Annotated in this window: 24 protein-coding genes; 5 read left to right on the top strand and 19 right to left on the bottom strand. The window is 68.4% G+C overall.

Going from position 1 to position 19,276, the window contains the following annotated elements; genetic code table 11:
- The first annotated feature begins 91 nt into the window (after positions 1 to 91).
- Positions 92 to 757, top strand: coding sequence for a DUF1707 SHOCT-like domain-containing protein (locus tag AC0T5L_RS24975; protein ID WP_476167933.1), 666 nt, complete (start codon positions 92 to 94; stop codon positions 755 to 757).
- Positions 758 to 988: 231 nt separating this feature from the next.
- Positions 989 to 2,587 carry a M28 family peptidase gene (locus tag AC0T5L_RS24970; protein ID WP_476167932.1) on the top strand — a complete coding sequence of 533 codons (1,599 nt, stop codon included), beginning with the start codon at positions 989 to 991 and terminating at the stop codon, positions 2,585 to 2,587.
- Between the two features lie 323 nt (positions 2,588 to 2,910).
- Here the strand turns inward: AC0T5L_RS24970 and AC0T5L_RS24965 are convergent, their stop codons facing one another.
- Complete coding sequence (locus AC0T5L_RS24965; protein ID WP_476167931.1) at positions 2,911 to 3,204, bottom strand: MerR family transcriptional regulator; 294 nt, start codon at positions 3,202 to 3,204, stop codon at positions 2,911 to 2,913.
- Positions 3,205 to 3,361: 157 nt separating this feature from the next.
- On the opposite strand from AC0T5L_RS24965, the gene AC0T5L_RS24960 reads away from it, so the two are divergent.
- The 3 genes from AC0T5L_RS24960 to AC0T5L_RS24950 all read left to right on the top strand — a co-directional run bounded on the left by AC0T5L_RS24960 (position 3,362) and on the right by AC0T5L_RS24950 (position 4,878).
- Entirely contained in the window at positions 3,362 to 3,790 is a 429-nt protein-coding gene (locus AC0T5L_RS24960) for an Hsp20/alpha crystallin family protein (RefSeq protein ID WP_476167930.1), read from the top strand.
- 80 nt (positions 3,791 to 3,870) lie between these two features.
- A complete protein-coding gene (locus tag AC0T5L_RS24955; RefSeq protein WP_476167929.1) occupies positions 3,871 to 4,179 on the top strand; it encodes a hypothetical protein in 309 nt (102 codons plus the stop codon).
- 102 nt (positions 4,180 to 4,281) lie between these two features.
- A complete protein-coding gene (locus AC0T5L_RS24950) occupies positions 4,282 to 4,878 on the top strand; it encodes a cob(I)yrinic acid a,c-diamide adenosyltransferase (RefSeq protein ID WP_476167928.1) in 597 nt (198 codons plus the stop codon).
- A gap of 182 nt (positions 4,879 to 5,060) precedes the next feature.
- Here the strand turns inward: AC0T5L_RS24950 and AC0T5L_RS24945 are convergent, their stop codons facing one another.
- The 18 genes from AC0T5L_RS24945 to rpmE all read right to left on the bottom strand — a co-directional run bounded on the left by AC0T5L_RS24945 (position 5,061) and on the right by rpmE (position 19,229).
- Complete coding sequence (locus AC0T5L_RS24945; protein ID WP_476167927.1) at positions 5,061 to 5,576, bottom strand: hypothetical protein; 516 nt, start codon at positions 5,574 to 5,576, stop codon at positions 5,061 to 5,063.
- An 87-nt stretch (positions 5,577 to 5,663) separates the two neighbouring features.
- Positions 5,664 to 5,960, bottom strand: a complete 297-nt coding sequence (locus tag AC0T5L_RS24940) for an MTH1187 family thiamine-binding protein (RefSeq protein WP_476167926.1) — start codon at positions 5,958 to 5,960, stop codon at positions 5,664 to 5,666.
- 50 nt (positions 5,961 to 6,010) lie between these two features.
- Positions 6,011 to 6,493 carry a DUF2550 domain-containing protein gene (locus tag AC0T5L_RS24935; RefSeq protein WP_476167925.1) on the bottom strand — a complete coding sequence of 161 codons (483 nt, stop codon included), beginning with the start codon at positions 6,491 to 6,493 and terminating at the stop codon, positions 6,011 to 6,013.
- Positions 6,494 to 6,523: 30 nt separating this feature from the next.
- Complete coding sequence (locus tag AC0T5L_RS24930) at positions 6,524 to 6,913, bottom strand: F0F1 ATP synthase subunit epsilon (RefSeq protein ID WP_476167924.1); 390 nt, start codon at positions 6,911 to 6,913, stop codon at positions 6,524 to 6,526.
- Between the two features lie 130 nt (positions 6,914 to 7,043).
- Entirely contained in the window at positions 7,044 to 8,486 is a 1,443-nt protein-coding gene (gene atpD / locus AC0T5L_RS24925; RefSeq protein WP_476167923.1) for a F0F1 ATP synthase subunit beta, read from the bottom strand.
- A 5-nt stretch (positions 8,487 to 8,491) separates the two neighbouring features.
- A complete protein-coding gene (locus AC0T5L_RS24920; protein ID WP_476167922.1) occupies positions 8,492 to 9,409 on the bottom strand; it encodes a F0F1 ATP synthase subunit gamma in 918 nt (305 codons plus the stop codon).
- 3 nt (positions 9,410 to 9,412) lie between these two features.
- Complete coding sequence (gene atpA, locus AC0T5L_RS24915) at positions 9,413 to 11,053, bottom strand: F0F1 ATP synthase subunit alpha (protein ID WP_476167921.1); 1,641 nt, start codon at positions 11,051 to 11,053, stop codon at positions 9,413 to 9,415.
- A 65-nt stretch (positions 11,054 to 11,118) separates the two neighbouring features.
- Positions 11,119 to 11,943 (bottom strand): F0F1 ATP synthase subunit delta, encoded by an 825-nt coding sequence (locus tag AC0T5L_RS24910; protein ID WP_476167920.1) that lies wholly within the window; start codon positions 11,941 to 11,943, stop codon positions 11,119 to 11,121.
- Positions 11,943 to 12,491: a F0F1 ATP synthase subunit B gene (atpF, locus tag AC0T5L_RS24905; protein WP_476167919.1), complete on the bottom strand. Its 549-nt coding sequence runs from the start codon at positions 12,489 to 12,491 to the stop codon at positions 11,943 to 11,945. Before atpF ends, AC0T5L_RS24910 begins: the two co-directional genes overlap by 1 nt.
- Before the next feature lie 29 nt (positions 12,492 to 12,520).
- Positions 12,521 to 12,739 (bottom strand): ATP synthase F0 subunit C, encoded by a 219-nt coding sequence (gene atpE / locus AC0T5L_RS24900; protein ID WP_073704647.1) that lies wholly within the window; start codon positions 12,737 to 12,739, stop codon positions 12,521 to 12,523.
- A 108-nt stretch (positions 12,740 to 12,847) separates the two neighbouring features.
- The gene (atpB, locus tag AC0T5L_RS24895; RefSeq protein ID WP_476167918.1) at positions 12,848 to 13,705 is read right to left on the bottom strand and encodes a F0F1 ATP synthase subunit A; all 858 of its coding nucleotides are present in this window, start codon (positions 13,703 to 13,705) and stop codon (positions 12,848 to 12,850) included.
- A 93-nt stretch (positions 13,706 to 13,798) separates the two neighbouring features.
- Complete coding sequence (locus tag AC0T5L_RS24890) at positions 13,799 to 14,020, bottom strand: hypothetical protein (RefSeq protein WP_476167917.1); 222 nt, start codon at positions 14,018 to 14,020, stop codon at positions 13,799 to 13,801.
- A gap of 60 nt (positions 14,021 to 14,080) precedes the next feature.
- Positions 14,081 to 14,512, bottom strand: a complete 432-nt coding sequence (locus AC0T5L_RS24885; RefSeq protein ID WP_476167916.1) for a hypothetical protein — start codon at positions 14,510 to 14,512, stop codon at positions 14,081 to 14,083.
- Positions 14,513 to 14,737: 225 nt separating this feature from the next.
- A complete protein-coding gene (locus AC0T5L_RS24880) occupies positions 14,738 to 15,901 on the bottom strand; it encodes an MraY family glycosyltransferase (RefSeq protein ID WP_476167915.1) in 1,164 nt (387 codons plus the stop codon).
- Positions 15,902 to 15,913: 12 nt separating this feature from the next.
- Positions 15,914 to 16,765, bottom strand: a complete 852-nt coding sequence (locus tag AC0T5L_RS24875) for an L-threonylcarbamoyladenylate synthase (protein ID WP_476167914.1) — start codon at positions 16,763 to 16,765, stop codon at positions 15,914 to 15,916.
- Between the two features lie 211 nt (positions 16,766 to 16,976).
- On the bottom strand, positions 16,977 to 17,840 hold the full coding sequence (gene prmC, locus AC0T5L_RS24870) for a peptide chain release factor N(5)-glutamine methyltransferase (RefSeq protein WP_476167913.1): 864 nt from the start codon (positions 17,838 to 17,840) through the stop codon (positions 16,977 to 16,979).
- Positions 17,837 to 18,907, bottom strand: a complete 1,071-nt coding sequence (prfA, locus tag AC0T5L_RS24865; RefSeq protein ID WP_476167912.1) for a peptide chain release factor 1 — start codon at positions 18,905 to 18,907, stop codon at positions 17,837 to 17,839. The genes prmC and prfA overlap by 4 nt, the downstream gene beginning before the upstream one ends.
- A 112-nt stretch (positions 18,908 to 19,019) precedes the next feature.
- Positions 19,020 to 19,229, bottom strand: coding sequence for a 50S ribosomal protein L31 (gene rpmE / locus AC0T5L_RS24860; protein WP_476167911.1), 210 nt, complete (start codon positions 19,227 to 19,229; stop codon positions 19,020 to 19,022).
- Between the last annotated feature and the right edge of the window lie 47 nt (positions 19,230 to 19,276).

Raw genomic sequence — 19,276 nt, 5'->3', positions numbered from 1 at the left:
GCATCACGCGAAAGAGCCGGCCACGGCCTCAGGGCCCTCTCAGGGACGATCCCGGATGCCGTGTGCCGTGCCGACGCGGAAGAATCGTCATATGGTGGAATCAATGAGCGAGATCACTCCCCCCGAGCACGGTCGGATACGCGCCTCCGACAACGACCGTGACTCCGTCGCGCACCAGCTGCGCGAAGCCCTCGCCGAGGGGCGACTGGACCCGGACGAGCACAGCGAGCGGCTGGACGCCGTCTACCGGGCCAAGACCCTCGGCGACCTCGTCCCCATCACCGAGGACCTCCCGGCGCAGAGCGGCCCCGCCGCCTCCGCGGCGCCCACCGGCTTCCGTTCGCCCCGCCCGGTCTACGGCGGCGGCCGGATCGTGAACCAGCAGCCCACCAGCCGGAGCGCGATCGTCCTGATGGGCGGCGCCGACCGGTCGGGCAACTGGGTCGTGCCGGGCACCTTCGTCGCCGCCGCGGTGATGGGCGGGATCGAGCTGGACCTGCGCGAGGCCCGGTTCGCCCAGCGCGAGACCACCATCTGGATCTGCACCGTCATGGGCGGGGTGGGCGTCACCGTGCCCGACGACGTGCAGGTGCGAGTGCACGGGCTTCCGCTCATGGGCGGCTTCGGCGTCTCCGAGAACACTCCCAGCGTCGTGGACCCGGAGGCGCCGGTCGTGCACATCCGGGGCGTCGCCGTGATGGGCGGGGTGGGCGTCGAGTACAGGCCGCGCAAACACCAGGACAGGACCGAGGAGTAGGGCAGGCGGTCCCCATCCCTCCCGGCAAGACGTTCTGCTCGTTCTGAGCCGTCCATCGAAACACAGTGATGCCCCGTACGTAAGGTCTGTGGCTGATTGTGGCAATTGTGGCCACTGGTCCTTGCTGTGCAACCCTTCTGATGTCAGGCTTCAGCGATACCTCGCCTACCCAAGGTGTCCATCCCCCAACGACACGGAGCGGTGGACCCCCGTAACCCCGGAGGAAGATCGTTGCATCCCACGCACGAAGGGACCTCGTCGCGCAGAGCGGCCGTCTCCGCTTCCCGGCGCCGCGCCGCCACCGCCGGCGCCGCCGCCGTCCTGATGGCCGTCGGAACCCTGGCGGCCTCTCCCGCCCACGCCGAGCCCGGGCCGCCGGACCACTCCCGTGCCCCGGAGCACGCCGGTCCGCCCGAGCACGCCGGCAAGCCGGACAAGCCGGGTGATGACCTGCCGCTGTCGGAACTGGTGACCGCCGGGGCCATCCAGGAGCACATGGAAAACCTCGACACCATCGCCGAGTACAACGGCGGCAACCGGGCCACGAACACCCCGGGCTACGACGTCGCCGCCCTGTACGTCGAGGACCAGCTCGAACGCGCCGGATACGAGCCCTACCGGCACGAGTACGAGTACGAGCTGTGGCGGCAGCACTCCCCTTCCGTCCTGGCCCGGACCGCGCCGGACGAGGCCGTCTACGAGTCCGGCGCCGACTACGTGACCATGAGCTACTCCGGCGCGGGTGACGTGACCGCACCGGGCGTGGCCGTCAACTTCGACAGCGCCGAGAGCGGCTGCTCGGCCGACGACTTCGCGGACTTCCCCGAAGGCGCCGTCGCGATCACCATGCGCGGCACCTGCCCGTTCGGGGAGAAGGTCCAGAACGCCGCCGACGCGGGTGCCTCCGCGGCCCTGGTGGTCAACAACGCCGACGAGGCCTTCCAGGGCACCGTGGGCGATCTCTCCGACATCCCCGCAGTCGGGGTCTCGGGGACGGTGGGCGCCGACCTGCTCTCCGCCGAGGACCCGGAGCTGCGGGTGAGCGTGGACGCCGAGATCAGCACCGAGACCTCCTTCAGCGTCCTCGCCGAGACCCCGGGCGGCCAGGAGGACAACGTGGTCGTGGTCGGCAGCCACCTCGACGGTGTCGAGGAGGGGCCCGCCATCAACGACAACGGCAGCGGCTCGGCCTTCGTGCTGGAGACCGCCGTCCAGCTGGCGAAGCAGGAAAGCCCCAAGAACAAGGTCCGCTTCGCCTTCTGGGGCACCGAGGAGGAGGGCCTGGTCGGCTCCACCCGCTACGTGGAGGACCTGACCGAGGAGCAGGTCGAGAACACCGCTCTCTACCTCAACTTCGACATGATCGGCTCGCACAACTACGGCCGGTTCGTCCTGGACGGCCGGATGGAGCTGCCCGGCTCCGTCAGCGCCCCCTCCGGGTCCGGAGCGATCGCGAAGGTCTTCGAGGACTACTTCGCCGAGCAGGGCCAGGTCAGCGAGCCCGGCGTGCTGAGCGGCCGCAGCGACTACCAGGGGTTCATGACGGCGGGTATCCCCGCCGGCGGCCTGTTCAGCGGCGCCGACGGAGTCAAGACCGAGGAGCAGGTCGGGTGGTACGGCGGTACAGCCGGCGAGCAGTTCGACCCGTACTACCACACCGCCGGGGACACCATGGAGAACGTCGACTGGGACTCGGTGGCCGAGCTGTCGGCCGCCGGCGCGCACGGTGTGGAGTTCTTCGCCGAGAGCACCCTGCCGGTGAACGGCGTACTGCGCTCCACCACGGTCGGCGCCGAGTTCCCCCGGTTGGGTGAGGCCTGGCTCAGGTAGTCCGTGCCCTCCCGCACATGAGATCGGCCGCACGGCCCGAAGACGGGGCGGGTGGCGTGGACCCCCCGGTTCCACGCCGCCCGCCCCTCGCAGTGTCTCCCCCCTCCGCGACCGCCCGGATGGCCCCCTCTGCCCACCCGGAACCTCGCGCACGGACACCGCCGGAAACTACTTGGAGTAGCTTCCTGGTTCCCTAATGTATCAGTGATCTGAATCACTTTCACCCGCTGCTACGTGACAGCTATCCCCCGTCATGAAGGCCGTGCCGGTGCGGCACCAGGCTGCACGCCCCGCCGCGACGGTCCGGCGGAAGCGGGCCGTCCTCATCCTCCCCCGGCCGCCCCGGGGTCATCACGCAGGCGGATGTTCTCGTCCTCCAGCTCGAGGATCCGGCCGACCCCGGCAAGGTTCACCCCCTGGGCCGCCAGCTCGGCGACCCGCCGCAGGCGGGCGATGTCGTCATCGCTGTACAGCCGCGTGCCGCCCTCGGTACGCGCCGGGGCGACCAGGCCCCGCTCCTCGTAGGAGCGCAGGCTCTGCGGCGCGATGCCCGCCAGCTCCGCCGCCACGGAGATCGTGTAGAGGCCCCGGGCGGAACCCGGCCGGGATTCTGTCATGAGCGGCATCCTTCCCCAGCACACCGCCCCGCCATGGGAGTGTGCCCTTCAGCTGACGAAACCTTTATCAGACTCTGTTGTTTATCTCCTCAAGGATGAGGTATAAAACTTGCGTCAGCTCGCATCAGGTTTTGTGGTACGGACAAAGGAGGTATCCATGATGCTGATGCGCACCGACCCCTTCCGTGACATCGACCGCCTCACACAGCGGATCCTGGGCGACGCCGGCAGGCCGGCCGCGATGCCCATCGACGCCTACCGTGACGGAGACGTCTTCATGGTCTGCTTCGACCTGCCCGGTGTGCGCGCCGACTCCATTGACCTGGAGGTCGAGCGCAACGTGCTGACCGTGACCGCCGAGCGGGCCGACACCCTGGGCGACCACGACTCGGTGCTCGTCGCCGAGCGGCCCACCGGCACCTTCTCCCGGCAGCTGTTCCTCGGGGAGACCCTGCGAACCGACGACATCCAGGCCGACTACACCGACGGCGTCCTGACTCTGCGCATCCCGGTGTCCGAGCAGGCCAAGCCGCGCAAGATCAGCGTCAGCCAGGGTGCCGAGCAGCCCTACAGCATCAAGGCCTGAGCACCCGTGGCCCGGCCCCGGCCGGGCCACGGTTCCACACTTCCGAACACCTGTCCCGCCAACCAGGAAGCAGTGATTCGATGTCCCCAGTTCTGCGCAGAACCCGCGCGGTGGCCGAGCACATCCAGCGCCAGAGCGGCCAGGAGTCGACGCATCTGGCGTGTGTCCGCTTCTTCCACGCCCTCAGGTCCTACGAGAGCGCCTGGGGAAGCACTCCCGACCGCCTCCGCCAAGCCCTGAACGACCTCCGGCGGGCCACCACCGACCTCACCGGCGACCCCGACGCCTTCCGACGGGCATGCCGGGATCCCCACCACCGAGGCGTACCGCAGAGCCTTGACGGCCCTCTCGCCGAGCAGCTGCGGTCGTTCCTGGCCGTACCCGCCTGAGCACGGCCAGACCGAACCCGGCGGAGACCGCCGCCCGTCGGAACGCTTCCCGAGAGTCCGGCGCCCTCGGCACCCCGGGGGCGCTCATCTAGGGTTGGGGACATGACCAAACGGGACACCGACAAGCCGGTCGTGCTGTCGAAGATCTACACGCGCACCGGCGACGCCGGATCGACGGCGCTCGGCGACATGAGCCGGACCAGCAAGAACGACACGCGCCTGGTCGGGTACGCCGACACCGAGGAGGCCAACGCCGCCATCGGCACCGCCCTGGCCATGGGCGAACTGCCCGACGACGTCCGGGCCCTGCTCGTCCGCGTCCAGAACGAGCTGTTCGACCTGGGCGCCGACCTGTCCACACCGATCGTGTCCGACCCGGAGTTCCCACCGCTGCGGGTCGAGTCCGACTACGTCGCACGGCTGGAGGAGGCCTGCGACGTCTACAACGCCGACCTGCCCACCCTGCGCAGCTTCATCCTGCCCGGGGGCTCACCCACCGTGGCGCTCATGCACATGGCGCGGATCGTGGTCCGGAGGGCGGAGCGCAGCGTGTGGGCGGCCGTTGAGGAGTACGGCGACACGGTCAACCCGCTCACCGCCCAGTACCTCAACCGGCTCTCCGACCTGCTGTTCATCCTCGGCCGGTACGTCGCCGGAGAGGGTGACGAGGTCCTGTGGAAGCCGGGGGGCGAACGCTAGCTCCCGCTCCTCCGGGAGAAGGGGCCCGTTCCGCGGAGCGGGCCCCCTTCCGCGTTCCCGCCCCCTTCGGGCGGTTCCCCCGCCCCGAACGCCGGGGCCGAGAGCCGGGGCCGCGCCGGCATGGGGACGACCGTCCACGGACACGAAGAGGGTCCGAGAGATGCCGTGCCACGCGCGAGGACTCAGCACTCGGGCGGAAAACCCTCGCGGGGAGAGATCTCCGCCTCCGAGGAGTCCTCCAAGCTGGCGTACACGCCCTCCTCGCCCGCCAGCGTCTCGGTCATGAACACGACCGTGCCGATGTCATGCTCGGCGTCCTCTCCCGGGGCACCGGCCTCGGACCCGATCCCGACGAGGTACTCCTCCCGCTCCGACTCCGGGGCCAGCCGGTAGACGGGGTCGCCGGAGCCGTCCGTGATCCGCCAGTCGTCGCCGGGGGCGGACAGGTCGACCTCCAGTTCGCTCCCGTCGAACTCGCGGGTGGCGACCAGGTGTCTACGCAGTTCCCCGCTGACCAGGTCGATCTGCCGCGGCCCGGCGTCGCCGCACCAGGCCACGAGCAGCACGGGGAACTTGTGCCGGGCGCTGAAATGGCCCGTGGCCACCGCGCCGACGTGGCCGCCCGTCGGCTGACAGGCGGCGAGCAGGGGCACCAGAAGCGTGAGGGCGAGGAGGCCGGAGAACCGGGAAGCGCGCATGGAACCGCATCCTGCCGTGTTCTGGTGCCCCGCGGAAGGGGGCGTTCGGACGGGCGGAGCGCAGCGGAGCCCCCCGAAAAGCACTGCCTAGAGGTTGTCCAGCTCACGCTCGACGGCCTCGACCTTGCCGTGCAGGGCGTCGGTGACGCCCTCTCGGATGTCGGCCTTGAGGGTGAAGGTCACCCGGGAGGCGCCCTCCCCCGCGGCCTCCACCGCACGCCTGACCACGCCCATGACCTCGTCCCACTCACCTTCGACCGTGGTGAACATGGGACCGGTCTCATTGGGCAGCCCGCTCTCACGGACCACCTTCACAGCGCGGGCGACGGCGGGGGTGACGGACTCACCGGTACCGAGAGGAGCTACGGAGAAAGCAACGATCATGCGGCCATGCTAGGCACGGGGGGAACCGCTGTGAATGACCGACACGGCCCTCAGCCCTCCCAGTGCGTCCCCGGCGGCATCGACTCCAGCCAGGACAGGAAACCGGTCAGGGTGCCCTCGTTCATAGCGATCTCGTACGCCGGTTCCCGGGGATCGGAGCCGTCACCGCGGAGCCAGCCGATCTGGAGCACGGTGAGGTCGACCGGCAGGTCCTCCCCCTCCTCGGGCGCGCGCCTCCCCACAACGACGAGACCGCGGCGCGACAGCTTCGCTGTCGGCCGCGGTCTGAGCGAGAAGATGGGGAACCAACCCAGGTTGTCCGTGCCGTACCGGCCAAAACCGATGCGCCAGGAGCCCCGACGGCCCCGCGCCCCGACGGCGCGCAGATAGCACTCCACCGCGCCGCCGCGCCGTACGAGGATCCAACGGCGCAGGGAGACTGCGAGTACCAGAGCCAGGAGGAAGAGGAGCAGGGCGTAGAACACCCACTGCGCGGACTCCAACCACGGTGTGCCAGGCAGCAGCCGTTCCATGCCCACTACTCGTTCCGCCGTCCCGGTACGCTAGGCGACTTCCTCGCCCGCAGCGCGCAGGCGACTGCTGGCGCGGCCCAGAGCGACGTTGTCGCCGGACTCGTCCGCGTTCTTCAGCGCCGTGCGCGCACGGTTCACATCGATGTCCTCGGCGAGCTCTGCGGTCTCGGCGAGGATGGAGACACGACCCTCACCCGAGACCGAGACGAACCCGCTGTGCGCGGCGGCCCGGACCTCGCCGGCCTCCCGCGCACCCAGCACGCGAACGACGGCGTCGTGGGCCAGAAGCGAGACCAGCGGGACGTGCCCGGGCTGGACGCCGATCTCACCCTCGACGGTCTTCGCGATGACCATGTCGCCCTCGCCCGCCCAAATCTCACGTTCAGGCGAGACGATCTCGACGAAAAGCTTCTTCGACACTGCCACAAACTCCTCGGCTAGCGGGTGGTTTCGGCCGGGCCGGTCCCCGATGATCCGCGGGAACCGGCCCGGCCCAATAACTAGCCCGCCCGTCGCCCGCCACCACCCTCAACGGACGCTACGCGCGGCTTTAGCCTTGCAGCTTCTTGGCCTTCTCGACGACCATGTCGATGTTGCCGACGTCGAGGAACGCCTGCTCGGGCAGGTGGTCGTACTCACCGTCGCAGACCGCCTTGAAGGAGGAGATGGTCTCCTCCAGCGGGACGAACACACCCGGGTTGCCGGTGAACTTCTCGGCGACGAACATGTTCTGCGAGAGGAAGCGCTCCAGGCGCCGCGCCCGGTTGACGACGATCTTGTCCTCTTCGGACAGCTCGTCCATACCGAGAATGGCGATCTGGTCCTGCAAGTCCTTGTTGCGCTGCAGGATCTCCTTCACCCGCTGGGCCACCTCGTAGTGCTCGTCGCCCACGTACTGCGGGTCCAGGATGCGCGAGGTGGAGGCCAGCGGGTCCACCGCCGGGTAGATGCCCTTCTGCGAGATCGGGCGGGAGAGCTCGGTCGTCGCGTCCAGGTGGGCGAAGGTGGTCGCCGGAGCCGGGTCGGTGTAGTCGTCCGCGGGCACGTAGATCGCCTGCATCGAGGTGATCGAGTGGCCGCGGGTCGAGGTGATCCGCTCCTGGAGCTGACCCATCTCGTCCGCCAGGTTGGGCTGGTAACCCACGGCCGAGGGCATACGGCCCAGCAGTGTGGAGACCTCCATACCAGCCTGGGTGAAACGGAAGATGTTGTCGATGAACAGCAGCACGTCCTGCTTCTGGACGTCACGGAAGTACTCCGCCATCGTCAGAGCGGACAGCGCCACCCGCAGACGGGTGCCCGGGGGCTCGTCCATCTGTCCGAAGACGAGCGCGGTGTCCGGCAGGACGCCCATCTCGTCCATCTCCAGGAAGAGGTCCGTACCCTCACGGGTGCGCTCACCGACACCGGCGAACACGGACACACCACCGAAGTTGCGGGCGATACGGGTGATCATCTCCTGGATGAGCACCGTCTTGCCGACACCGGCACCGCCGAACAGACCGATCTTGCCACCACGCACGTACGGCGTGAGGAGGTCGATCACCTTGATGCCCGTGACCAGCATCTCGGTCTTGGACTCAAGCGTGTCGAAGGACGGAGCCTTGCGGTGGATCGGCCAGTGCTCGGTCGCACCCAGCTCGGAGGAGGGCACGTCCATGGACTCGCCCAGGGTGTTGAACACGTGGCCCTTGACGACGTCGCCGACGGGCACGCTGATCGGCGCACCGGTGTCGCGGACCTCGGCGCCACGGACCATGCCGTCCTGGGGAGCCAGGGAGATGGCGCGCACCAGGTTGTCACCCAGGTGCTGGGCGACCTCCAGGGTGATGGTCTTGTCCTTGCCGCCGATGCTCACATCGGTGTGCAGGGCGTTGTAGATGGCAGGCAGGGAACCGACGGGGAACTCCACGTCGACGACCGGGCCGGTGACCCGGGCGATGCGGCCGGTGGCGGTGCCAGCCCCAGCCGTCCCTTCAACTGTCGCAGTCACTTTGGTTACTCACTTCCCGCGCTGGCAGCAGCGAGCGCGTCGGCACCGCCGACAATCTCACTGAGCTCATTGGTGATCTCAGCCTGACGTGCCTGGTTGGCCAGGCGGGTCAGGTTCTTGGCGAGGTCCTCAGCGTTGTCCGTGGCGGCCTTCATAGCCGCGCGACGGGACGCCTGCTGGGAGGCTGCGGACTCCAGGAGCGCGAAGTAGATGCGGTTGGTCACGTACTGCGGAAGCAGCCGGTCCAACGCCTCCTCCACGGAGGGCTCGAACTCGTACAGCGGCAGCGGAGCGCCCTGTTCGGCCTCAAGCTCGTTCGCGTCGACCTCCTCGAGCTCCAGCGGCAGGGCACGAACGGCCGTGGCGCGCTGGGTCAGCATCGAGACGAACTCCGTGGAGACCACGTGGATCTCGTCGACACCGCCCTCGGAGCTGTCCATGGCGAACTTCTCCATGAGCGCGGAACCGATCTCCTGGGCGTGTGCGTAGGTCGGGCGCTCGGTGATGCCCTCCCACTGCCCTTCGAGCGGACGGTCGCGGAACTTGTAGAAGCCCACGCCCTTGCGGCCCACCATGTAGGTGAGGACCTCCTTGCCCTGCTCCCGCAGGAGCCCGGAGAGGGCCTCAGTCTCCTTGAGCACGTTGGACGAGAACGCGCCCGCCAGGCCCTTGTCACTGGTGATGACCAGGACGGCCGCACGGGTCGGGTTCTCGGCATGGGTCAGCAGCGGGTTGTAGGTCACCCGGCTGGCCAGGGCTGAGACCGCCCGGGTGATCTCCCGCGCGTAGGGCCCAGCAGCCTCCGCCGCACGCTGCGCCTTGGTGATGCGCGTCGTGGCGATGAGCTCCATCGCGCGGGTGATCTTCGCCATCGACTTCGTCGAGCGGATCCTCCGGCGATAGACGCGAAGCTGTGCACCCATGGGTTACTTCCCGCCCTTGGCGACCTTGATGGTCTCCTGGCCGACCTGGTCCTCGCTGAGCGCTCCAGTCTCGGCCTCGGTGCCCAGGAGGGTCCCGGCCGAGGTCTGGAAACCCTGCTTGAACTTATCCAGGACGGAGTCCAGGGACTTCTTGGTCTCGTCGTCGAACTTGCCGGTGTCACGGATGGTGTCGAGGATGCCGGAGTGCTCCCGGGAGAGGTAGTCCAGGAAGTCGTCCTCGAAGCGGCGCACGTCCTCGACCGGGACGTCGTCGATCTTGCCGGTGTTGCCGGCCCAGATCGAGACGACCGTCTTCTCCATGGGGAACGGCGAGTACTGGCCCTGCTTGAGCAGCTCCATCATCCGGGCACCGCGCTCCAGCTGCTGCTTGGAGACCGCGTCCAGGTCCGAACCGAAGGCGGAGAAGGCCTCGAGCTCGCGGTACTGGGCCAGGCCCAGACGCAGCGTGCCGGAGACGTTCTTGGTGGCCTTGGTCTGGGCCGCGCCACCGACACGGGAGACCGACACACCGACGTCGATCGCCGGACGCTGGCCCTGGTTGAACAGGTCCGAGTCCAGGAAGACCTGGCCGTCGGTGATGGAGATGACGTTGGTGGGGATGTAGGCCGAGACGTCGCCCGCCTTGGTCTCGATGATCGGCAGAGCGGTCATCGAGCCCTTGCCCAGCTCGTCGGAGAGCTTGGCGCAGCGCTCCAGGAGACGGGAGTGCAGGTAGAAGACGTCACCGGGGTAGGCCTCACGCCCCGGCGGACGGCGCAGCAGCAGCGACACCGCACGGTAGGCCTCGGCCTGCTTGGTGAGGTCGTCGAAGACGATGAGGACGTGCTTGCCCTGGTACATCCAGTGCTGGCCCAGGGCCGAACCGGTGTACGGGGACAGGTACTTGAAGCCCGCCGAGTCCGACGCCGGGGAGGCGACGATGGTGGTGTACTCCATCGCGCCGGCCTCTTCGAGGGCGCCACGCACACTGGCGATGGTCGAGCCCTTCTGACCGATCGCGACGTAGATGCAGTGCACCTGCTTGTCGGGGTCGCCGGACTCCCAGTTGGTCTTCTGGTTGATGATCGCGTCGATACCGACCGCGGTCTTGCCGGTCTGCCGGTCGCCGATGAGCAGCTGGCGCTGCCCGCGGCCGATCGGCGTCATGGTGTCGATCGCCTTGATGCCGGTCTGCATCGGCTCGTGGACCGGCTGGCGCTCCATGACCGTCGCGGCCTGGAGCTCCAGTTCGCGGCGCTCGGTCGACTCGATCTCGCCCTTGCCGTCGATGGGGTTGCCCAGGGGGTCCACCACGCGGCCGAGGAAGTTGTCACCCACCGGCACGGAGAGGAGCTGGCCGGTGCGGCGCACCTGCTGGCCCTCTTCGATGCCGGTGAAGTCACCCAGCACGACGGCACCGATCTCACCGATCTCAAGGTTCTGGGCCATGCCCAGGGTGCCGTCTTCAAACTGCAACAGCTCGTTCGCCATCGCCGAGGGAAGGCCACCGACGCGGGCGATGCCGTCACCGGAGTAGGTGACGGTACCGACCTCTTCCGCGCGGGTAGCTTCAGGCTCGTACGACTGGACGAAGCGCTGTAGCGCGTCCCGGATCTCGTCCGGTCGGATCGTCAGCTCCGCCATCTCTACGTTGTCCTTGCTCTCAAATGGCGCCGGGCCGGCGCCGTGCGTGCTTGCCTTGCGTTTTCTCAGCCGGCCAGGCGGCGCTGGACCTCGGCGATACGCCCGGCGATGGTCCCGTCGATGACCTCGTCACCCACCTGGATGGACAGTCCACCCACGATTTCGGGGACGACCTCGATGTTCAGATGGATGTCACGGCCGTAGGAGCGCGAGAGCGCGGCCCCGAGCCGGGACTGCTGGTTCTCGCTCAGGGCGACGGCGCTGCGGACGACGGCGACGTAGCGCTTGGCGCGCTCGGCGACGAGCTGTCCGAAGTTGTCCAGTGCCTGTTCCAGCGTACGGCCGCGGGGACGGGTGACCGCCTCGCCGACCAGCGTCAGCGTCGCGGGGTTCACCTTGCCCGAGAGCAGGCTCTCCGCGAGGGAGAGGCGCAGCTCGGGGTCGGCCCCGTCACGGGTGAGGGCTTCCCGCAGGTCGGGCTGGGAGGCGACGATCCGCTGGAAGCGGAACAGTTCGTCCTCCAGCCCTCCGAGCCCGTCGGCGCTCTGGAGCGGGGCGACGGTCGCGTAGACCGCCATCCGCTCCACCGCGTCCGTCAGGTCACGCGCGGTCGACCACTTGGCCGAGACCACATCGCTGGCCACCATGACAGCTGAGGGAGACACCCTGGTCTCCAGTAGCTCTCCGACCAGCCTGGACTTGTCCTCGGCCGGATTCGCCTGGTCGGCGAGCCACCGGCGCAGCGAGTGCTCGTTCGTGAGGAGGGCGACGACCTCGAAGAGCTCCTTGCCCAGGGAGGCGTCGCTCTGCGCGGTGGACGCCGACGCCAGGACGTTCTCGTCCAGGCGCCGGGTCACCTCGATCAGCGACGTGCGGCTTACACCACGCATCAACGCACCTCAGCCTGCTGCGTGTTCCCGCTCTGCTCCAGCTCGTCCATGAACCGCTCGATGACGCGGTTCTGGGCGTCGCTGTCGCTGAGGGTCTCACCGACGATACGGCTCGCCAGTTCGGTGGAGAGCGCACCGATCTCGTTGCGCAGCTGCACCAGGGTCTGCTGGCGGTCGGCCTCGATCTGGGCGTGCGCCGCCTCGACGATGCGACGGGCCTCTACCTGGGCCTCCTCGCGCGCCTCGGCGATGATCGCCGCCTTCTGCTCCTTGGCCTTCTCCAGCTCCTGGGCGTACTCGCGGTGCGCCTCCTCGAGCTTCTCTCGGTACTGCTGGCGGATCTCGTCCGCCTCAGCCTCGGCCTTCTGAGCGCGAGCGATGCCACCCTCGATCTGGTCGGCACGCTCGTCCAGCGCCTTCGTCAGCCTCGGCCACATCTTGTAGACGACAGCGAGGATGATGAGGAAGGCGATGAGACCGAAGGTGAACTCGTCCCAGTGGATCCGCAGGACGTTTTCTTGCTCGGCTGCCAAATTCACGGCTGGCATCCCCTTCGCGTTCTATTGACCGGGTCTGACTAAACGGCGAACGCGAGAACGAAGCCGAGAATGGCCAGGGCCTCAATGACGGCGAAGCCGAAGATCATCTGGCCCTGGAGGATGCCGCGAGCCTCGGGCTGGCGGGCGATGGCCTGGACACCCAGGCCGAAGACGAGACCGACGCCGATACCGGGGCCGATGGCGGCGAGGCCGTAACCGATGCTGTTCAGGTTACCTTCGATGGCGGCGAGATCCATGTTGATATTCCCTTTACTACACGCCGGCGATGATGGTTGACGCCGGACTGACGTTACGAATCGGACGGGTCGTGAATGCGCATGGGGAAGGGCCGGGAGGCCGTTTCCCTAGTGCGCGCCCTCCATGGCCTCACCGAGGTAGATGGAGGTCAGGAGGACGAAGACGTAGGCCTGGACCGCCATGATGAACAGCTCGAAGGCCGTGAAGACCAGGAAGCCGATCAACGCGATGGCGGAGTACCCCACCGAAATGGCGCCGAAGAGGCCGCCCATCGGGGACATGGGGTTGAACATGTAGAAACCGGCGGCCGCGAACAGTGCGAGCAGCAGGTGCCCGGCGAACATGGTCGCGAACAGACGGATCATGTGCGTGGCGGGCCGGATGATGAAGTTCGACAGCGCCTCGATCGGCACCACGATGGGCAGGATCCAGCCGGGGACCCCGCTGGGGACCAGACGGGCCTTGAAGTGGCCGCCGGCCCCGTGTCGGCGGATGCCGACGATGTTCCACAGCAGGAAGACGAAGATGGCCAGGACCGCGGGGAAGGCCAGGTTGGAGGTCACCGGCAGCTGGAGGCCGGGGATCAGACCCATGATGTTCATACAGAAGATGAACAGGAACAGGGTCACGATCAGGGGGAGGAACTTGTCCCCCTCCTTGCCCATGGTGGTCCGGGTGACCTGGTCGCGCAGGAAGCCGACCAGCATCTCGGCCACGCCCTGGCCGCGGCCGGGGACGACCTTGGCCCTGCGCGTGGTGAAGTACCAGAAGGCGGCGGCGATGATCAGCGCGACCACCGCGACCAGGTAGTACTTGTTCAGACCCGAGGCACCCGGGAGCCCGAAGTCGAGCCACGGCGTCGGGAAGAAGAGGCTCACGGTCGGAGCCTCGAACCCGCAGCCGAAGTCGTTGAAGATGTGGCAGCCTGGTTCGGACGCCGCGACGACGTTCACGTCAGCACCCACGGCGATCCCTTTCGTCGTGACGCAACATAATCCTTGGTGTTGTGGTCGGTACGGCCCTGCCCTCAGCGCGGGAGGACGCATCCGAATATTCGGTCAGGACCGGACGTGCTGGATGTAGATGAGGTAGATCGAACCGACCAGGCCCACGCCGAAACCGATGGGCAGGAAGAGGCCGGAGAAGCCCAGCGCCCAGTCCACGACCCAGCCGACGCCGCCCCAGAAGGCGAGGCCTCCCAGCAGATACGAGACGAGTGTGGCCGCGTTGGCGTTCGGCGCCTCTTTCGAGCCGCCTTTCACGCTTCGATGACCGTTCATCTCGCTCCGGAAGATAGCAGTAGGTGATCAGGCTCCGCACACCGGCCCGCGCGAGCGGGCTCACCGGTGTGCCTCACTGTCCTCGACCCGGTCCTCGTCCGCGGGGACGATGGTCGGCTGTTTGCTCCTCTTGACGGCCACGGCCTGCGCGGTCAGCCAGACGAGCACACAGGCGAGCGCCGTCCATCCGAAGACGTCCTTGTCCAGGGCCGTCGTGTCCCCGAAGAAGATCAGGACGACCAGGAGGATGCCGAACTTCGTCGTGTAGACGAGGAAGGCCACCGGGAGTAGGAGTTCGGGACGCCGGCCGCCGGCCCAGGAGATGACGAAGGCCGAGGCGGCGAAGGCGCCGATGACCAGAAGTACGCCGAAAAGCGCACCGTAGAGTCCCTGGGTGCCGGAGAGGGCGAAGCCTGCGATCAACGCGACCACGCCGACGACGGCCGTCGGAAGCGCGGCGCCGCGGAGAGTCCGGGCGTCGTGTTCCTGCATCAACGAAGCTCCATGGGGTTCAGTGGTTGCCTGCTCGTGAAAGCTATCACAAGGTTTTTAGTGTTGAATCCGGGGGTTCCTTAACGCGACCTTAACGGGCCACAAAGTGCCCGCTCCAGGCCGTTTCCAGCCCTTGTGTCACTTTCGCCACATCCACTCCACCATGGTATCCGCAGGTCAGGATCAGGTCTTCCCGACCGCTCGGTTCCGCACGCGATCGCACCCTCACACATCAGATGGCGAATCGTGACCTGCGCCCTTCTTAACGCCTCCCTTACGCCCCAGAGGCAGCAGTCCGCGCCGCCGCAGCCGGGGCAGCGCGATGAGGCCGACCGCGCACGTGGCCACCAGCGCGGTCACCGTCAGCACGATCACCGGGGAGTTGAACACCGACAGGGCCACAGCTGCGAAGGACACGATGCCCGCCCACAGGTACATCAACAGCACCGCGCGCATGTGGCTGTGGCCGATGTCCAGCAGACGGTGGTGGAGATGGCCGCGGTCCGGGGCGAACGGGGACTTGCCCGCGAGGGTCCGGCGCAGGACGGCGAGCACCAGGTCGGCCAGGGGCAGGGCGATCACCAGCAGCGGCAACGCGACCGGCAGGAACACCACCAGGCCGGAGTTGAACTCCTCGCGCGCGGTGTTGGCGTCGAACTGGCCGGTCACCGTGATGGTGATCGAGGTCAGCAGCAGCCCCAGCAGCATCGCCCCGGTATCGCCCATGAACACCTTGGCCGGGTGGAAGTTGTGGAAGAGGAACCCGGCACACGTGCCGGCCAGAATGATCGCGATCATCGCCGGATAGGACTGGCGCACGAAGCCCTGCTCCACGGCGACCACGTAGTAGTAGGCGAAGAACGCGAGGGCGGAGATGCCGACGATGCCCGCCGCCAGCCCGTCGAGGCCGTCGGCGAAGTTGACCGCGTTGATGGTCACCACGATGAGCAGGATGGAGACCAGCGCGCCCAGCCAAGGGCCCAGCGACAACTGGGTGCCGGGCAACGGCAGCCACAGCAGCTGCACGCCCTGCCACACGAGGATGCCCGCCGCGGCGGTCTGCCCGGCGAGCTTGCTCAGCGCGTCCATCCCCCATCGGTCGTCGATGACGCCGATGACCGTGATGAGCCCTCCCGCCAGCAGCAGCCCCATCCAGATGTCGGCGACGAAGACGTTCTGTAGGTGCGGCAGCTGGGCCGAGATCAGCAGGGCTGCGGCGAACCCGCCGTAGATGGCGAGCCCTCCCAGACGCGGAATGGGTTCGGTGTGCACGTCGCGGTCGCGCACCGGCGGGGTCGCGCCGAAGGCGATGGCGAACCGGCGCACCATCGGAACGAGCAGGTAGGTCACCGCGGCGGCGATGACGAAGGTGAGTGCGTACTCCCGCACGTCCTGGCCCTTCTAGTTATCGTCGCCCTCGGGGGCATGCCCCGCCTTGGACACCTCCGACGGGGCGTCCTGCGCGGCCCGGCTCTCCTCGGGAGCCTCCTGCGCGCCACCCCCTGTCCGAGCCGCGCCGTCCCCCGTCTCCGGCGGGACCTCCCGCGCGGCCTGGCCCGCCTGCTCGGTCTCCTCGCTCTTGCTGGTCTTCGTGCGGCCCTTGCGCAGCTCGCCGATGACGGTGCCGCACACCGCGCGCAGCTGCTCGATGGAGATGGCGCCCGTCCGTAGCACGCGCGGGACCGCGTAGGTGAGGTCGACGATGGTGGAGGAGACCCGGGACTCGGTCTCACCGCCGTCCAGGTAGACCGCGACCTCTTCCTCTCCGAGCTGCTCGATGGCCTCCTCCACACGGGTCGTGGAGGCCTGGCCGGACTTGTTGGCGCTGCTCACCGCCATCGGACCGACCTCCTTGAGCAGCTCCAGGGCGACCGGGTCCATCGGCATGCGCACGCCCACGGTGCCCTTGGTGTCGCCCAGGTCCCAGGACAGGCTCGGGGTGGCGGTGCACACCAGGGTGAGCGGACCGGGCCAGAACTCCTCCATGAGGTCTCGGCCGTGGTTGCCCAGGTCGTCGATGAGGGCGGTGGCCGCGCGCATGGAGCCGACCAGGACCGGCGGGGGCATCTCACGTCCCCGTCCCTTGGCGGCGAGCAGCCCGGACACCGCGGTCGGGCTGAAGGCGTCGGCGCCGATGCCGTACACGGTGTCCGTGGGCAGCACCACAAGGTCGCCTCGGCGTACCGCGGACGCGGCGTCGGCGATGCCGTCCTTGCGGGCGGTCTCGTCCGCGCAGTCGTAGATGCGGCTCACCTGCGTTCACCTCATTCTCGAACAGGGTCGACCGGGTTCACGGTCGGACAAGGGTACGGGAGTAGTGCGTTCGGGCGCCGCCAGGGGTCTGCGGGACGGGGCGAGCCGCGAGCGAGGAACGAGCGACGGGCGCGGCCAGGGACGAGGACACCTGGCCTCGGGGTGCCCGAACACGGACCGAGGCGGAGCGGAGGACCAAAGCAAGCACAACCTAGCCGTCCTCGTCGGAGCGGCGCATGACCACGAAGCGGTCGCGCCGCGCCATGTCCTTGCGGTTGAGCACGTCGCGCCAGCCCCTGTCCTCGGGGAACAGCCTGGGGATGTCGATGCCCTGGCCGTCGTGGTGCTCCACGGCCATCGCGCCACCGGGGCGCAGAAGCCTGCGGCCGACCGCCTCCAGGTCGCGGATCATATCGAGTCCGTCATCCCCCGACCACAGCGCCGGGGCGGGGTCGTAATCGCGTACCTCGGGCGGGATGACCGCGGCCTCGCGCGTGGGGACGTAGGGCGGGTTGCTGATGAGCAGGTCGACGCGGCCGTTGAACTCGGGCAGGGCGGTACGCATGTCGGCGTGGTGGGCGGTGACCCGGTCGGCGTGGCCGCTGGCGCCGATGTTGCGGCGCGCCCAGTCCAGGGCCACGGGATCGATCTCCACCGTGTGCACCCGCGAACGCGGCACCTCCTGGGCGATGGAGATGGCGATGGCGCCCGATCCGGAGCCGAGGTCGACCACGAGGGGATCGGCCACGTCCATGGAGCGCAGGGTCTCGATCGCCCAGTCGACCATGATCTCGGTCTCGGGCCGGGGCACGAACACCCCGGGCCCGACCTGGAGCCGCAGGTAGCGGAAGTAGGCGTGGCCGGTGATGTGCTGAAGGGGTTCACGGGCCTCGCGCCGGGACACGCACTCCCAGTACCGGGCGTCGAAGTCAGCGTCGGCGACCATGTGCAGTTCCCCTCGACGGACACCGTGCACGAACGCCGCGAGTTCCTCGGCGTCGGTGCGAGGTGAGGCCACGCCCGCTTCCGCGAGCCTGAGCGTCGCGCGGGCGACCTCGTCGAGCAGGAGGTTCATGATGCTTGAGCCGCTTCGAGCCTTTCCTTGGTGTCCGCGTCCACGAGGGCCTTGATGACCCCGTCGAGCTCTCCGTTGAGAACCTGGTCGAGGTTGTAGGCCTTGTATCCGACACGGTGGTCGGAGATGCGGTTCTCAGGGAAATTGTAGGTGCGGACACGCTCTGAGCGGTCCACGGTGCGCACCTGGCTCTTGCGCTCGGCGGCGGCCTCGGCGTCCACGCTGGCCTGGGCCTCGGCGTAGATCCGGGCGCGCAGGATGCGCATGGCCTGCTCCTTGTTCTGGAGCTGGCTCTTCTCGTTCTGGCAGGAGGCGACGATGCCGGTCGGCATGTGGGTGATGCGCACCGCCGAGTCGGTGGTGTTGACGCTCTGGCCGCCGGGCCCGGAGGAGCGGTAGACGTCGATCCGCAGGTCCTTCTCGTGGATGTCGACCTCGATGTCCTCGGCCTCGGGCACGACCAGTACGCCGGCGGCGGAGGTGTGGATGCGGCCCTGGGACTCGGTGACCGGGACTCGTTGGACCCTGTGCACGCCGCCCTCGAACTTGAGCATGGGCCACACGCCCGAGCCGGGCTCGGGGGTGCCCTTGTTCTTGAAGGCGATCGTGATGTCCTTGTACCCGCCCAGGTCGGAGTAGGTGGCGTTGATGACCTCGGTCTTCCAGCCCTGGCGCTCGGCGTAGCGCAGGTACATGCGGACCAGGTCCCCGGCGAACAGGGCGGACTCCTCGCCGCCCTCTCCCGCCTTGACCTCCATGATGAGGTTCTTGTCGTCGGCGGGGTCGCGCGGGATGAGCAGGAAGCGCAGGCGCTCGGTGAGGGCCTCGGCCTCCACGGCCAGGCGGTCGGCCTCCTCGGCGAAGGAGGAGTCCTCGACGGCGAGCTCACGCGCGGCGTCGATGTCGCTCTCGACCTCCTTGAGCGCCCGGTAGGCCTCGATGATGGGGGTGAGCTGCGCGTAGCGTTTGCCAAGCGTGCGCGCCTTGCCCTGATTGGCGTGCACCTCGGGGTCGGCGAGCTGCTGTTCCAGCTCGTAGTACTCCCCCAGAAGGTCGTCCAGCTTCACTTTCGCCCGTCCCCGTCTTGTTGTGCTTGCCTCGCCTGTGTGTCTCCCCCCGTGGGGGCCAACCTGGTCCCGCGGCGCCGGACGGCCCAGTGCCGCGGGACAGCGGGCAGCGCTACTTGCGCTTGCCGAAGCGCTTCTCGAAGCGGGCGACCCGGCCACCGGTGTCCAGGATCTTCTGCTTGCCGGTGTAGAACGGGTGGCACTCGGAGCACACCTCAGCGCGGACCTTGCCCTCGGCGACGGTGCTGCGGGTGATGAAATGGGCACCGCAGGTGCAGGTCACCTCGGTCGCGACGTACTCGGGGTGGATGTCGGCCTTCATGTGTGTCTCCTCATCAGGGGCGCGGCCGCCGGACGCATGACAAGCCG

Source organism: Nocardiopsis sp. TRM 82005, assembly GCF_056312425.1.
The sequence above is the reverse complement of the archived record's forward strand: the minus strand, read 5'-3'. Positions and strand labels throughout refer to the sequence as shown.